The 16,578-nt window shown below is 51.5% G+C and carries 10 protein-coding genes; 8 read left to right on the top strand and 2 right to left on the bottom strand.

Annotation, left to right across the window (positions count from 1 at the left end; all coding sequences use genetic code 11):
- The first annotated feature begins 222 nt into the window (after positions 1-222).
- The 6 genes from htpG (at position 223) to ACXMYH_RS04485 (ending at position 7,285) form a co-directional block, all read left to right on the top strand.
- Entirely contained in the window at positions 223-2,229 is a 2,007-nt protein-coding gene (htpG, locus tag ACXMYH_RS04460; RefSeq protein WP_118529381.1) for a molecular chaperone HtpG, read from the top strand.
- Positions 2,219-3,187, top strand: coding sequence for a CPBP family intramembrane glutamic endopeptidase (locus ACXMYH_RS04465; protein WP_215703132.1), 969 nt, complete (start codon positions 2,219-2,221; stop codon positions 3,185-3,187). The genes htpG and ACXMYH_RS04465 overlap by 11 nt, the downstream gene beginning before the upstream one ends.
- 334 nt (positions 3,188-3,521) lie before the next feature.
- Positions 3,522-4,037 (top strand): dCTP deaminase/dUTPase family protein, encoded by a 516-nt coding sequence (locus ACXMYH_RS04470; protein ID WP_118298547.1) that lies wholly within the window; start codon positions 3,522-3,524, stop codon positions 4,035-4,037.
- A 143-nt stretch (positions 4,038-4,180) separates the two neighbouring features.
- Complete coding sequence (locus tag ACXMYH_RS04475) at positions 4,181-5,002, top strand: tetratricopeptide repeat protein (RefSeq protein WP_182426711.1); 822 nt, start codon at positions 4,181-4,183, stop codon at positions 5,000-5,002.
- 8 nt (positions 5,003-5,010) lie between these two features.
- Positions 5,011-6,264: a GTPase HflX gene (gene hflX / locus ACXMYH_RS04480; protein WP_118529384.1), complete on the top strand. Its 1,254-nt coding sequence runs from the start codon at positions 5,011-5,013 to the stop codon at positions 6,262-6,264.
- A gap of 151 nt (positions 6,265-6,415) precedes the next feature.
- Positions 6,416-7,285: a YitT family protein gene (locus ACXMYH_RS04485; protein ID WP_215703134.1), complete on the top strand. Its 870-nt coding sequence runs from the start codon at positions 6,416-6,418 to the stop codon at positions 7,283-7,285.
- A 167-nt stretch (positions 7,286-7,452) separates the two neighbouring features.
- Here the strand turns inward: ACXMYH_RS04485 and ACXMYH_RS04490 are convergent, their stop codons facing one another.
- Both ACXMYH_RS04490 and ACXMYH_RS04495 read right to left on the bottom strand, forming a co-directional pair.
- On the bottom strand, positions 7,453-8,403 hold the full coding sequence (locus ACXMYH_RS04490) for a substrate-binding periplasmic protein (protein ID WP_118529386.1): 951 nt from the start codon (positions 8,401-8,403) through the stop codon (positions 7,453-7,455).
- A 137-nt stretch (positions 8,404-8,540) separates the two neighbouring features.
- The gene (locus ACXMYH_RS04495; protein WP_118529387.1) at positions 8,541-9,017 is read right to left on the bottom strand and encodes a hypothetical protein; all 477 of its coding nucleotides are present in this window, start codon (positions 9,015-9,017) and stop codon (positions 8,541-8,543) included.
- Positions 9,018-9,229: 212 nt separating this feature from the next.
- Between ACXMYH_RS04495 and addB the strand changes: the two genes are divergently transcribed.
- Both addB and addA read left to right on the top strand, forming a co-directional pair.
- Positions 9,230-12,703: a helicase-exonuclease AddAB subunit AddB gene (addB, locus tag ACXMYH_RS04500; protein ID WP_405580493.1), complete on the top strand. Its 3,474-nt coding sequence runs from the start codon at positions 9,230-9,232 to the stop codon at positions 12,701-12,703.
- A complete protein-coding gene (gene addA / locus ACXMYH_RS04505) occupies positions 12,703-16,449 on the top strand; it encodes a helicase-exonuclease AddAB subunit AddA (RefSeq protein ID WP_486555599.1) in 3,747 nt (1,248 codons plus the stop codon). Before addB ends, addA begins: the two co-directional genes overlap by 1 nt.
- The last annotated feature ends 129 nt before the right edge of the window (positions 16,450-16,578 follow it).

The raw sequence follows: 16,578 nt of genomic DNA on the forward strand, positions 1-16,578 counted from the left end.
ATTTTATTGACATTTTGATTTTCTGGTATTAAAATATGTCATGTTGAATCGAACAGCTGTTAAAAATCCCGGAGATCCGGGGCGATACCGGCTGTCCTGAAAGAAGAAAAAAGTAGCTGTTTAAGAATGGAACGGTTACAGAGAAAATAAAAAACAGCGGTCCGGCGGGCGGCAATACAGATCGTCCCCCGACGCGCGAATGGAAATAAGGAGTGGTTTAACATGGCAAAAAGCGGAAGTCTTTCAATCAACAGTGAGAATATATTCCCGATCATCAAAAAATGGCTGTATTCCGATCATGATATCTTTTATCGTGAGTTAGTCAGCAATGGCTGCGATGCCATCACAAAATTAAAGAAACTGGCTCTGATGGGCGAGTATGAGACCCCGGACGATGAAACGTATAAAGTCCAGGTTACTGTAAATCCGAAGGAAAAGACGATCAAGATCGAAGATAACGGTCTCGGTATGACAGAGGATGAGGTTGACGAGTATATCAACCAGATCGCTTTCTCCGGCGCCCAGGATTTCCTGAACAAGTACAAGGATAAAGCGAATGAAGACCAGATCATCGGTCATTTCGGACTCGGTTTCTATTCCTCATTTATGGTAGCGGACAAAGTAACGATCGATACCTTATCCTACAAGAAGGACGCAAAACCGGTCCACTGGGAGTCTGAGGGCGGTACCGAGTTTGATATGAAGGAAGGCACTAAGGAAGGCCACGGAACCCTGATCACCCTGTACTTAAATGAGGACAGCGCTGAGTTTGCGAATGAGTACCGCGCAAGAGAGATCCTCGACAAGTACTGTGCATTTATGCCGGTCGAGATCTACTTAAACGATGAGACTGCTGAGCCGCAGTACGATACGATCGAGAAAGAGGAACTGACCGACAAGGATACGATCATCGAGACGATCGTTGAGCCGGCAAAGACCGAGGAGAAGGAAAAAGAGGACGGATCGAAGGAGACTGTTGAGGTGAGCCCTGCGAAAGAGAAATATAAGATCGCAAGACGCCCGGTTCCGGTCAATGATACGAACCCGCTCTGGAACAAGCATCCGAACGAGTGCACCGATGAGGAGTACAAGGAGTTCTACCGCAAGGTATTCCAGGACTTCAAGGAGCCGTTATTCTGGATCCATCTGAATATGGACTATCCGTTCAACTTAAAAGGAATCCTCTACTTCCCGAAGATCAACATGGAGTACGAGAGCATCGAAGGAAAGATCAAACTCTACAACAACCAGGTATTCATCGCGGATAACATCAAAGAAGTTATTCCGGAATTTCTGATGCTGTTAAAAGGCGTGATCGACTGCCCGGATCTTCCGCTCAACGTATCCAGAAGTGCTCTTCAGAACGATGGATTTGTAAAGAAGATCTCCGATTACATTACAAAGAAAGTTGCTGATAAGCTCTCCGGCATGTGCAAGACAGATCGCGAGAACTACGAGAAATACTGGGATGATATCAATCCGTTCATCAAATTCGGCTGCTTAAAGGACGAGAAGTTCGATGAGAAGATGAAAGATTACATCCTCTATAAGAACCTGGACGGCAAATATCTGACACTCGCTGACTGCCTTGAGGAGAACAAGGAGAAACACGAGAACAAGATCTTCTATGTAACGGACGAGAAAGAGCAGAGCCAGTACATCAACATGTTCAAGGAAGCCGGGATCGACGCTGTGATCCTTCCGAACCCGATCGATTCCCCGTTCATGCAGCATGTGGAGCAGAAGAATGAGGGCTTAAAGTTCCTGCGTATCGATGCGGATGTCAACGAGACATTCAAAGAGACGGAGGAGACCGATGAGGCCGCGAAGGAGCAGGAGAAGAAGGACGCCGAGACTCTCGCTGAGGTATTTAAGAAGGCGATCGGAAACGACAAGCTGAACGTGAAAGTCGAGAAGCTGAAAAATGAAGGTCTCGCTTCCATGATCACAGTCTCCGAGGAGAGCCGAAGAATGCAGGATATGATGAAGATGTACAGCATGTACGGCGGCGGTTCCGATATGTTCCCGGCTGAGGAGACATTAGTCATCAACGCAAACAACGGTCTTGTAAAATACGTTCTTGCCAACAAGGACGGAGAGAAGACACCGATGCTCTGCGAACAGCTCTATGACCTTGCGAAACTTGCTCACGGAAGTCTTTCTCCGGAGCGTATGACAAAGTTCATTGCGAGAAGCAGTGAGATCATGAAGGAAGAATATGGTGCATAAGAGAAGAGATTTTCTGATCACATTTACAGTTTTATGTCTGGCCATGTGTGCCTGCTCAGGTCTTCAGTACCTGGGCAGTGCGTTCTATCTCATGGTGCAGCACTGGGTGTTCAGCCTGGAGAGCGGCGGGGGTCGTCTGCTCTCCGGGCTCTTTTCGTCCCCGTGGACCGGAGTCCTCGTGCAGTATGTCTTCAGCATCGGACTTCCGTTCCTTGCGGTGATCCCGATGACCTGGTTTCTGCGGTCAGACCGGAGACCGGCCCAGAAACTTTCGGCGGAAGTATGGGTTTCTGCGCTGTTCATGGCGCTGGGACTCGGCTATATCTTTAACTTCCTGGGAGTCTTTCTTGACTCGTTTATTTCCATATTTACCGGTGTTCCGGCTGGAGATATGAACCCGGTGATGGACGCACTGGATGCACTGACGCCGGGAATGGTGATCTATACCTGCCTGGTGGCTCCGTTTATGGAGGAACTGCTCTTCAGGGGAGTGCTGTTAAGAAAAGCGAGACGATTTGGAGACCGGACGGCGGTCGTATTCACGGCGGTCATGTTCGGGCTGATGCATGGGAATCTGAACCAGTTCCTGTATGCGGTGGTGATCGGACTGGTACTCGGTTATCTCGCGGTGCGGACGAACCGGATCCTTTACAATGTCCTGCTCCATATGGCAGTGAATTCGTTTTCGATGCTGCTCGTGATGGTGGAGGACGGGCTCTATGCGCTGGGGCTTTCCTGGGCGGCAGCGGCGTTTTCGTTTGCCAGTTTTCTTATGGTCCTGCTCCTCATCGCGGCAGGGATCTATTTCTTCTTCCGGGACGGACGCCGTTACTGGTGGCAGATGGGGCAGCAGAACGGAGTGCCGACATCGTATAAAAAATATGTGTATCTGAATCCCGGATTTCTTTTCTATGTGATCATTTTCGGGATGGAGATGCTGTCGTATATGATGAAATGAGCGCAAGAGAGCCAGAAAACTGCTTGCAGATTTATGGCGAACGGCGAATGCCGATCACGATAGCTGCAATAGCAGCGGAGAATCTGAGTTTAAGATGATTTTGTACGTCACAGACGGATTGATCCGGCAGAATATACTGCGGGCAGTGGACACACTGCCGCGATAACGTGGTATGTTCTGCCGGATTTTTCGTTTGAAATGCTTGAAATGGGACCGGGCTCTTGGTATAGTAGTGGGAGACATCCGGACGGTCCGACAGGAGAAATGATCCGGGAGCGCACGCCGATCCGGAAAGGAAGAGCGGGGCGTCAGAATGAGAGTAAGAGGAGACAACATGCAGAGAATCGCGAAATTTGAAAAAGTAAGCTTTGAGCAGTTTAAAAAAGACTGGCAGGGGGAACACCCGCAGGATACAGACGATATGATAAAGGAGATCTATGACGGGATCCGTCTCCCGAAACGGGCGACCGCAGGTTCCGCCGGATATGATTTCTTCGCACCGGCCGCATTCACACTGAAACCTGGTCAGATGACAAAGATCCTTACCGGGATCCGCGCACGGATCGACGATGGCTGGGTGTTAAAGCTCTATCCGAGAAGCGGACTTGGATTTAAGTTCCGCCTGCAGTTAAACAATACCGTCGGGATCATCGACAGCGATTACTACGGATCCGACAACGAGGGCCACATCCAGGTGAAGCTCACCAACGACAGCCGTGAAGGAAAGACTGTGGAAGTGGAAGCCGGAACCGGTTTTTCCCAGGGAATTTTTGTGGAGTACGGCATCACGGTGGATGACGAGGCCGATGAAGTGAGAAACGGTGGATTCGGAAGTACGACACGCGCGTAGGAGACAGAGCATATTTCCGAAGGCGCGGAGGATGAAGAATCAGAAGTATCACAGAAAGAACAAAATTAAACATATAATTGAAAATGTATAAATATTATCAAAAATCAGAAAAAAGAGAAAAATCAAAAAAAGATGTACTGAATTTGAACTACGCACCGGCTGCGGTCGTCTGTGAAGACCGGCAGTTCCATGCGAAAGTTCGAAAGCATATCGCATCAGCTCTTCTCATCGCTGGCATGCTTTTTCTCCTTACCGGCTGCGGTCATGTGACAGAGGAGATGAAGGCGGGGAAGGAAAACGGGATCGCTCTCATGGAGAACGGCGATTATGAGGGCGCTGTCGCGGAGTTTGACAGCCTGATCGATCAGACAAAGCATGTCTCATCCTTTGAGATCGATGTATTAAAATACCGCGGTGAGGCAGAATTTATGCTGGGAGATTACGGTGCCGCGGCGTACACATATGATACGCTGGTGAAGGTGGATAAACCGAGAGCGGAATACTATTATCTGGGCGCGGTGAGTCTCGCAAATTCCGGCGATGCGGAAGGCGCTGAAAACCGTCTGGAGTCCGGAACAAAGGCGGACGAAAAACATGCAGCTGCCGGCTATGCTGAAGCGATGGAAGCTCTTGGGGCGGCTTATATGACGGCCGGAGATGAGACGAAGGCAGATGAGATCTACCAGACGCTGGTGGAAGAAGGATTTTCTAGCACGGAAGTCTATAACCGCTGGATGATGGCGGCGATGAAAAAAGGCGATTACGAGGAAGCGCTGCAGCACGGGGAAGCGGGACTTGCACTCTCCGATGACAGGGCGAAGAAGGAGATCGCCTTCAACCAGGCGGTGTGTTACGAGTACCTGGGGCAGTATGAGAAAGCGCTGGAGCTGTTCCGGAGCTATGAGGAACAGTACGGACAGGATGAGAAAGCGGATCATGAGATCGCGTTTCTTGTGACGAGATAGGAGAAAGAATGGCAGAATTGATAGAGATCGGTGAGCAGCAGGAGCGGGTGATCCTGTTTGCCGCCAGCACGAACGACTCCGATGACACGGAAGAATCCGTGGAGGAGCTGAAAGAGCTTGTAAAGACCGCGGGAGCGGAGACCGTCGGGACCGTGATCCAGAACCGGGAAAATATCCATCCGGGAACCTACCTTGGAAAGGGAAAGATCCAGGAACTGAAGGAGATGGTCTGGGAGAGCGGAGCGACCGGAGTTGTCTGTGACGATGAGCTCTCCCCGGCACAGCTCAAAAACCTGGAGGATGCCCTGGACACAAAGGTCATGGACCGGACGATGATCATTCTTGATATCTTTGCGGCCCGCGCGAAGACCAGGGAAGGAAAGATCCAGGTCGAGCTGGCGCAGCTCAGATACCGTGCCGTCCGTCTTGTCGGACTCAGAAATTCTCTGTCGAGACTCGGCGGCGGAATCGGCACGAGGGGGCCTGGTGAGACGAAACTCGAGGTGGACCGCAGACGGATCCATGAGCGGATCAGCCAGTTAAAATCGGAGCTTCAGGATGTGGAGCGCCACAGGGATGTGGTTCGGAAACAGAGAGAGCAGAGCGGAACTCTGACGGCGGCCATTGTCGGCTATACGAATGCAGGAAAGTCCACACTCTTAAATAAGCTCACCGGCGCCGGGATCCTGGCGGAGGATAAGCTCTTTGCAACTCTGGATCCGACGACGAGAGCACTTGTGCTTCCGGGTGGGGAGAAGGTCCTTCTGACGGATACGGTCGGATTTATCCGGAAGCTTCCGCATCACCTTGTCGAGGCATTCAAGAGTACGCTTGAAGAAGCGAGGTACTGTGATGTGATCCTCCATGTGGTGGACTGCTCGAATCCGCAGATGGACATGCAGATGCATGTAGTCTACGAGACGCTGCGCCGACTGGACATCAAGGACAAAGAGATCATCACCGTGTTCAACAAGGTGGACCGTCCGGATGCGGACACTGCCTGCCGGGACATGTCTGCGGACTATAAGGTACGGTTATCGGCAAAGACAGGAGAGGGCATCGGGGAACTGCTCGATCTTTTTGCCGTGATCTTAAGAAACCGCAGGATCTATTTTGAGAAGGTCTTTGCATACAAAAATGCCGGGCGGATCCAGACGATCCGGAAGAGCGGACAGCTTCTCTCGGAGGAATACCAGGACGACGGGATCCATGTGAAGGCATATGTTCCTGTGGAACTGTTTGAAGAGCTGTATAAGGACTAGCGGACCGGCCGGTCAGCATCGGGAACTTTCTGTCCGGACGGGCAGAAAGCCGGAAGACAGAGAACGCTGACAGGGCGGACAGACACGCTCCGGCATGTGGGGAATGCCGGAAAATCGGACTTTGCAGCATTTGATATGAGGGGGTAATCTTATGGGGAAGACACGGGGAAAAGAATTTGCCCTGGATTTTCTGGCAGATGTGGCGGGCGGTTTTATCCAGGCTGTTGCGCTGCACTGCTTTATCGACAACATTGATATCGCGCCGGGAGGCGCCAGCGGTATGGCGATCCTGCTCAACCGTCTGACGAGCCTGCCGATCGGTACACTGACATTTTTGATCAACATCCCGCTTCTGATCGCGTCCTGGATCTATCTGGGGAAGGAAAAGACGATCAAGACATTGAAAACCGTGGCGATCATGACGGTGATCCTTGATGGACTGGTGACGCCGTATTTCCCGGTGTATTCGGGGGACAAGATGGTGTCCTGCCTTTTCGGCGGAGTGCTCATGGGGATCAGCCTGGCGGTCGTATTTATGCGCGGTTCCACAACGGGTGGCGGCGATATCGCCGCGAAGCTTTTACAGAAGTTCCGCCCGCACATGCAGACCGGAAAGGCTGTCATGGCTACGGATCTCGTGATCATTCTCCTGTCCATGGCGGTGTTCCGGAATATTGAATCGGGTCTTTACGGACTGATCAATATGGTAGTCGGAACGTATGTGATCGATGTGATCCTCTATGGTATGAATAAGAGCACGATGATCACGGTGATCAGCCCGAGATCCGGGGAGATCGCAAAGGAGCTGATGAGGAATCTGGAGCGCGGCTGCACACTGCTAAAGAGCCGCGGTGCCTACCGGGAAGAGGAAGGCGAGACGGTGATCTGCGTGCTTGATAAAAAACAGTTCTACCGTGCGAAGAAGATCGTCTACGGGATCGATCCGACCGCATTCATGATCGTATCCGAGGCTCAGGAAGTCTACGGGGAAGGATTCCTTGATTCTGACTGGGAAGTGTAAAAAATAAAGAAACGAAAAAGACGATCCGCCAGGTAATTTGCGGATCGCCTTTTTTCGTCACGGGAGTTCTGGGGGAACTCTCATGAGATGACTTCCGGCATCTGGGGAAGACGCCGGTGAAGGGGTACGGCCTGACCGCGGCCGCGGGGTTATATCAAAGGATCGAATTATTCGATAATGCCAAGGCTCTTAGCGTACTCCGTATACTCGTCGTACCATTCATTGTAGAGATTCTGATCAACAACTTCATCGATGATCTCGTTGATCCTGTCTGTCAGGGCATCTTCCCCTTTCGGGATACCGATTCTTGTTCCCTGTGTCTCCGGATCAACTTTAAAGTAGAGGTTCGGAACGATCACGAGGTTGCTGTCCGGGTTGGATTCCAGATATAATCTTGCCATTCTGAGAGCAGCGACCATGACATCGGCTTTGCCGGTCTGGACCATCAGGAAACCATCGTTTGTGGAAGAAACACGGTTGTATTTTTTATAGCTCGGGATCTGTTCCTGTACGAACTGTTCCTGAAGGGAACCGTTCTGTGCAACGACAACCTTGTCCGAGAGATCATTGAAGGATTTGATGCTGTCGACATCTTCCTTGCGGACCAGGATACCGTAAGCAGTCTGCGGATCTTCGTCTCCGAAGTAATAACCTTTGGAGAGGTTCATGGTCTCAGCTCTTGCCGGTGTGTAAGCCAGAGCGGAGATCGCGAGATCATATTTGCCGGTCGTGATGCTTCCGAGAACGCTTGTGAAGTCCATCGGTTTGATGCGGACCTCAACGCCGAGGGATTCGCCGATATAGTTCGCAAGCTCGATATCGGAGCCGACATAGGCGTCATCTCCGCTCTTTGTCGGATCGATGAACTCGTTCGGAGCGAAGTACGGCTCGGTCGCGATCTCGATGTATCCGCGCTCCAGAATGTCGTTTAAACGATTGCCGGAACCGGTCGTCTCTGCTGCTACCAGACCTGCGTCTGTCTGCGGAGTTGTTGTCTCAGATGCCGTTGTCTGCGGGATCGTAGCGCCCATCGCGGAGGAACCAGAACATCCGGTGAGTGCCGCAGCGGATAATAAAAGTGACGTACCTAAGATGAAAAGCTGATTGAATTTCTTCATGGATGGTTCCTCCTTGTATGCTCTTGATTCAGTATGCTAATGAACTTTCGATTTAGCGTGGTAAATTGTTATCATGGTGAAGAGTATACAGGAGGAAAAGAGATTTGTCAAGTGGGTTATTAAAAAAAATTTGAGATCTACTTCGCGGATGCCTTGGAGAGCGCCGTTTTCACCGCCGATACGAGCGCCATGGAGGTGTACTGGGACCCGGCGGGGTATTCCAGACCTTCCAGACTCTGGTTTTCGAGGATCTGTTCTGAGATGAGATCCATGGCAGGAGCCATTAGAGGATACATAGTCTCAACGGAGTCGCTTAAAGGGACAAGGGACACGGAGCGGATCCCCGTGTGATCCACAGCGACCTCCACATTGACGTTCTCGCTGCCTAAAACGATGGGAGATGAATAAAGTCCCGGAACATATGTAACAGAGGCGGGAGCGGCCTGTGAGGAGCTCTCCGATGCCTGATCAGGAGCATCATGGGAGATGTTGTCCTTTTTAGGGCGGAACATAAAGAGAAACAGCATGATGAGGACGATGGCGAAGCCGATAAAAAGAGCCGTGTAGATGATCTCCTTCATCCTGAGGACGATGATCTTTGTTTTTGAACTCATAGAATAATAGATCCTTTTGGGGATGGTTTGTATTAATCATATGAGAGCGGATGAGAAAAAATACATGGCATTCCTTTTGCATGGCCCGGAGCATGGGCCGGAAGCCGGACAAAAAACTTGACATTTTTGTCCGGAACATATACGGTTTACATATCTGAAATTGAATAATGCCTGACCGGCGGAAATGCGGTCAGGGAGCAGGAGGACATAGAATGGGATTGTGCATGGTGATGGGCGGTTCCGGAGCCGGGAAAACAGAATATATCTATAGGAAGATCATCGAGCTGTCCATGAAGGAGCCGGATGGCCGTTTTTTTGTGGTGACGCCTGAACAGGCGACGATGCAGGCCCAGAAGGAGATCGTGAGACTGCATCCGAATCATGGAACGATGAACATTGATGTTGTGAGCTTTGAACGTCTGGCTTACCGGATTTTTTCAGAACTGTCGATTCCGCAGCCGGAGGTCCTGGACGATACGGGAAAAAATATGATCCTGCGGAAACTTGCGGGGGAGAAGAAGGACGAACTTACCATGTTTTCGTCTCATCTGAACCGCCCGGGGTTTATCGGGGAGATCAAGTCCATGCTCTCGGAACTCTACCAGTACGGGGCAACTCCGGAAGACCTTAAGATCCAGTCGGCAGGAGACGGTGTCGGTCAGATCCTTTCGGCAAAGCTCTCCGACATGGAGGTGATCTTTGAGGCATTCCGGGAGTTCACAAAGGAAAAGTACATTACTCTGGAGGAACTTTTGGATGTGCTCTGTCAGGTGGCGGAGCGGTCGGAGCTTTTAAAGGACAGTGTTATGGTTCTCGACGGGTATACAGGTTTTACCCCGATCCAGTACCGGCTGATCGGAATCCTGTTAAAAATCTGCCGGGATCTCTTTGTGACGGTTTCTGCGACAATGGAGCCGGGACTGGATCTTTCTGCGGAGTCCGATGAGACCGATCTCTTTGATATGAGCAGGAAAATGACCGGAAAACTGAAAAAACTGGCGGAAGAAAACGGCATAAAAATCTACCGCGATCTGATCTTTTACAAACGTCCGCTGGTGCGCTTCCGGAACAGTCCTGCGCTCGACCATCTGGAACGGACGTTTTTCCGTTATCCGTATCCCAGATACCGCGGCGGCACGGAAGAAATCCTTCTCGTGCAGGCGAAAAATCCTGAGGACGAGGCAGACTTTATAACAAACAGGATCGAGACTCTTGTAAAAAAGAACGGATACCGGTATCGCGATATTGCTCTGGTATGCGGGGATCTTCCGGGATACAGCCGTGAGATCACCAAGAGCTTTGAGGAAAATGGGATCCCGCTTTTCCTCGATGAGAACCGGGATGTCTCCGGAAATCCACTGATCCGCCTGATCCAGAGTGCTCTCGATATCCTGCAGAAAGGATTTGATTACGAGAGCATGTTCCGATATCTCCGAACGGGACTTGTAACAGATCAGACTGAGAAAGTGGACCGGATGGAAATCTATGTGCGTGCGATGGGAATCCGCGGCTTTGCCAAATGGGATGCAGTCTGGGACCGGACGTTTGATGGCGGAGAAAATCTGAATCTTCTTGAAATGAATGCTTTTAAAGAGGAGATCATGGCGCCACTGCGGCTGCTCCGGGAACAGTGTGGCGGCCGGGGAGTTCCGGTAAAGACAGTCACGGATGCACTGGCGGAGCTTCTGGAGATGCTCGGCGCGGAGGAAAAGCTGGAAAAACTGTCGGAGCAGTTTAAAACTTGCGGTATGGACCGCGAGGCGAGAGAGTATGAGGAAATTTTCGGTCTTGTCACGGAACTCTTTGAGAAATTTAAAAGTCTCCTGGGGGACGAATATGTGGCCAGAAGAGAGTACGCGGAGATCCTCTCCGCCGGTTTTTCAGAACTTTCTGTCGGGATGATCCCTGCAGGCGCGGACCGTGTGGTCTGCGGAGACTTAAAGAGAACACGTCTCGACAAGATCAAAGTCCTCTTTTTCCTCGGAGTCAGCCAGGGAATTGTTCCGGCGGACCATTCAAAGGGCGGACTATTTAGCGACAATGAGAGGGAGATCTTAAAAAAGAATTCCATGGAGCTTGCACCGACCGCCAGGGAAGAGGGCTTTATGGAGCGGTTTTATCTGTATCTCATGATGACAAAGCCGTCCGACCAGCTGATCCTCTCCTGGCCGGCGGTGACGGCGGAAGGAAAAGAGATCCGTCCATCCGGCATGATCGGGGAGATGAAAAAGAGATTCCCGGATCTTGTGATCCATGAGAGCGGGGAGGAGAAATGTCCGGATGTATCCGTGACGGCAGCAAAAAAATCCGTGCTTTCCTGGCTGCAGGAGCCGGAGAAAATGATGGATCCGGCGCAGGAAGAGCCGAGAGTGCTTTACCGCTTTCTCTCCTCGGAGAAAGAGACGGAGGCCGAGATGGAAAATCTTGCAAAAGCTGTCGCCTATTCTTATAAAAAAGGAGAGATCGGCAGAACGGCTGCGCGGGAACTCTATGGGACGCTGCTTCGGGGAAGTGTCACGAGAATGGAGGGATATGCGGCATGTGCCTATTCCCACTTCCTGAATCACGGACTTGGACTGCGTGCAGGAAAAGAGTATGAGCTTGATCTTTCCGATATGGGAAATCTGTTTCACCAGTCGCTCGATACGTTTTTCAGAAATATCCGGGATCACGGGAAGGATTTCAGAACGATCACGGATGCGGAGCGGCGGACTCTGGTAAGAAAAGCGGTGGAGGAGGTTTCTGCAAAGTACCGGAATACGATCATGAAAAGCTCTGCGAGAAATGCATATCTCGAAAAGAAAGTGGAGAGGATCACGGACCGGACCGTGCGGGCACTGATCTACCAGATCCGGAAGGGCGATTTTGAGCCGGAAGAGTTCGAGGTAGATGTCAGCACGAGGATCCCGCTGAAAGATGGGGAGGCGCTGAATCTCCGGGGAAGGATCGACCGGATGGATGTGTTTGAGGATGAGGATAAGGTCTATGTGAAGATCATGGATTACAAATCGGGAAGCACATCCTTTGATCTGGCGCTTTTATATCACGGACTGCAGCTTCAGCTCGTGGTCTATATGGATGCGGCGCTGAAAATGCAGGAAAACCGGCATCCGGGGAAGCAGGCGGTCCCGGCCGGGATCTTTTATTATCATATCGATGACCCTGTGATCGACCGCGAGGACGGGATGACGGACGAGGAGATCGAAGCCGGGATCCTGCGCAGGCTCAGAATGAACGGACTCGTGAACAGCAGTCTGGATGTGATCCGCCATATGGACCGGGACATCGAAAAGGAATCCGATGTGATCCCGGTTGCGTTAAAGGACGGATATGTCCAGGAGGTAAAGTCCTCTGTTGCCGGGGGAAAGCGGTTTGCCAGACTTGCAGATTTTGTGAACGGACAGCTGAAGACTATGGGAGGTGAGATCCTGGACGGAAATGTGGCGGTCAATCCGTATAAACAGGGAAACAGGACAGCATGTGACTATTGTCCATACCACAGTGTCTGCGGATTTGATCTGAAGACAGACGGATATGGATTCCGCCGTTTCCGCCCGATGAAGGCGGAGGAGATCTGGAAGGAGATCGACCCGGAGGAATCAGATGAAAATGAGACAGAGGAACAGGAAAGCGGAAACAGAAAACCGGAACCGGGGAGACGCAAGGACGGAGAGGAGAAGATGTGATGGCGACAACATGGACGGATGAACAGTTACAGGTCATTGAGACGAGGCATAAGAATCTTCTTGTCTCTGCGGCCGCAGGAAGCGGAAAGACTGCGGTCCTCGTTGAGAGAATCATCCGCATGATCACAGATCCGGATCAGCCGGTGGACATTGACAGACTGCTCGTCATGACGTTCACCAACGCGGCGGCCGCGGAGATGCGGGAGCGTGTGGAGACGGCTCTCGGATCACTTCTCGACGAAGACCCGGGAAATAAAAATCTGGAACGGCAGAGCACGCTGATCCACCATGCGAAGATCACCACGATCGACAGCTTCTGCCTGAATCTACTGAGGGAACACTTCCACGAGCTGGATCTGGATCCGGGATTCCGGGTGGCGGACGAAGGCGAACTTCTGCTCTTAAAAGCCGATGTGATGAAAGAGCTCCTGGAGGAATATTACGGGAGAGAAGATGAGCGGTTCCTGCAGTTTGTGGACACTTATGCGTCAGGGCGGACGGACGGAGGTCTCGAGGACTATATTTTAAAGGTATGGGAGTTTTCACAGAGTAATCCGTGGCCGGGAGAGTGGATCGCCGCCTGCCGGGACGAGCTTTCGGAGAGCAGTGAGGAAAGTTCCGGGGAAAAAGGCGGAAAGGAACCGGCCTGGATGAAATTCCTGATCCGGGATGTGGGACGCCAGGCGGAGGAATTTCTGGATGGTCTTTATGAGGCAGCAGAACTTGCCGCTGAGGAGGACGGACCGCAGGCGTATGCCCCGATGCTGGCGGAAGATATCCGGGCAATGGAAATACTGAAAGAAGCGGAGACTTACCGGGAGATCGCAGATGGGATTGCCGGACTGAAATTCGGACGTCTGGCGGCTGTCAGGGGAAAACAGGTGGATCCGGAGAAGAAAGAGCGGGCGGCAGCGCTCAGAAATGCCGCAAAGGACGGCATCAAAAAGATGAAAGCCCTTTATCTTCCGGGTGATGTGGATTCTGTGTTTTCCGACATGGATGCCTGCCGGGGACCGATCCGGATGCTTCTGGAACTTGCGGAAGAGTTTTCCGCCAGGTTCCAGGAGGCAAAAGAAGAAAAGAATCTGGTGGATTTCAATGACCTGGAACATTTTGCACTCGAAATCCTTACAGGCGGCAGTCCGGATCACAGACCGGGAGCAGTGGCGGATGAACTTTCGGGAATCTATGAAGAAATTCTCGTAGATGAGTATCAGGACAGCAATGAGGTCCAGGAGACACTGATCCGCTGTGTATCCAGAGAACGGTTCGGGACACCGAATGTTTTTATGGTCGGCGATGTGAAGCAGAGCATCTATAAGTTCCGACTGGCGAAGCCGGAGCTTTTTCTGGAAAAATATGAATCTTACGGGGATGAGGATGATCTGTACCAGAAGATCGAGCTCCATAAAAATTTCCGGAGCCGACGGGAGGTCCTTGAAAGCATCAATGATGTGTTTTATCAGATCATGACAAAGCAGTTGGGAAATATCTGCTACACGGACGATGCGGCCCTGTATGCGGGAGCAAAATTTCCGGAAACGCCCAAAGAAGGCCAGGCAAAGACGGAGGTCCTGCTCTTAAATACGGGAGATCCTCTTTTTGACGGCATGGATGAGGAAAAAGCGGATTACACAGCACGGGAAGCGGAGGCGAGACTGATCGCTGCAAAGATCCGCGAGCTGACTGATCCGGAATCCGGAATGCAGATCTATAACGGAAAGACCGGTCAGTATGAACGATTAAAGAAAAAGGATATCGTGATCCTTCTGCGGAGTCTTTCCGGATGGTCAGAGGAATTTTTAAGTGTTCTCGGTGCAGCAGGAATCCCGGCGTATGCGGAGTCCAGGACCGGGTATTTTACAGCAGTGGAAGTTGAGACGATGTTAAATATGCTGGCGCTCATCGACAACCCGATGCAGGACATCCCGTTAGCCGGAGTGCTGAAATCTCCGATCGGCGGAATGAAGGACCGGGAGCTTGCCATTGTGATGGCGGACTTTAAGCGGGATCCGGACCGCGGGGAAGATATCGGATTCTATGGGGCAGTGAAGCACTATCTGGAAAAACATGGGAAACATGATGAAACGATGGCATCGGTCCGGACCGGGGAAGAGAGCGAAGAAGAGACAATCTTCCGGAAGCTGCAGACCTTTATGGATCTGCTTGCGGAGTTTCGGAGAGAATCCCTGTATCTTCCGGTCTCCAGACTGATCGGCCGTATCTTTGATCGGACAGGATACGACAAATATGCGGCTGCCATGCCGGCCGGGAAGACTCGGCAGGCAAACCTTGCCATGCTGGTACAGAAGGCGGAAGATTATGAGAAAACAAGCTATCAGGGGCTGTTTGACTTTATCCGCTATATCGAAAAACTGAAGAAATACAACACGGATTTCGGAGAGGCATCCCGGTCCGGGGAACATGATGATGCGGTGCGGATCATGAGCATCCACAAAAGTAAAGGACTGGAGTTCCCGGTCGTATTCCTCGCCGGATGCGGAAAAAAATTTAACCGCCAGGATGCAAGAGGGCGGATCCTGATCGACGAAGAGCTCGGGATCGCGGCAGATTTTCTGGATCCGGTGAAGAAAGTCAAGGCGCCTACTTTAAAGAAAAATGTGCTCGCAAGGCGCTCCAACCTCGAAAACATGGGGGAGGAGCTGAGAATCCTCTATGTCGCGATGACGCGTGCAAAAGAAAAGCTCATCATCACGGCTGGGGACAAGTACCTGGAGAACAAGATCGAAAAATGGGGAATGACCGGATCAGTGGGAGCACTGCCGTTTACCGTGCTGAGCGCGGCGTCCTCCTATCTGGACTGGATCTTGATGGCAGCCGGGGGCGCAAAAAGAACGATCGATGTGAAAAATGTCCCGATGAAGGATCTCCTTGTGGAGGAAGAAAAAAATCAGGAAGAGAAGGCAAAACTTTACCTGGAACTGGAACAACTCCGCGGGGAAAAGCCGGAAAAAATTCCGGAACTGATTCGGAAACCGTATCCGTTTGAGACAGATCTTTCCCTGCATGCGAAGATGTCCGTCTCGGAACTGAAGATGCAGGGACAGTTCACGGATGATGCGGAAAGCGCGTTCCTGGTCCGTTCGGAGCGGGAAGATCCGGCGGAAGAAACGGAACGGGGGCCAGAGGGAGAGCCGGAGAAATCTCCGGAAGCGGAAGAACGTCTGTCTGCCGCTGAGAAGAGGGCACGTCAGAAACAGGCAACAGACCGCGGTACCGCCTGCCACCGGATGCTGGAACTGATCCATTTTTCGGATATTTCCGGGTATGAGGATGTGAAAAAAGAATTTGACCGGGTTCTCTCTGAAAAGAGAATGCAGCCGGATGCGGTCCGCCTGGTGTCACCCGGCATGATCGCGAAGTTTTTCCGGTCCGGGATCGCCGGCCGGATGAAGATGGCAGACAGGCAGGGAAAACTGAGAAAAGAGAGCCAGTTTATCCTTGGAATTCCGGCCCGGGAGATGAAAGCGGCGGATTCGAATGAACTCGTTCTGATTCAGGGAATCATCGATGCATGGTTTGAGGAGAAGGACGGACTTGTGATCGTAGACTATAAAACCGACAGAGTGAAGGAAGGGGAAGAACAGACTCTTCTGGACCATTATCAGGTCCAGCTTCAGTATTATGCCCGGGCGCTCTCCCAGATCACAGGAAAAAGAGTGAAGGAAGCGGTCATCTATTCCCTGACGATCCAGAAGGAGATAAACGTACCGATCGGGCAGTAGAGAAGGCAGCTGCGGAAGGCTGCCGGAGCTGACTGAAAAGGAAGGCTGCATAAAAAAGACTGCCCGATGTTGTGAAAAAAGGTTACTTTTCACGGGTAGGAATTTTCTGAACTGAAAATTCCGTATGAT

The sequence above is a fragment of the Pilosibacter sp. NGB245 genome, assembly GCF_057397225.1.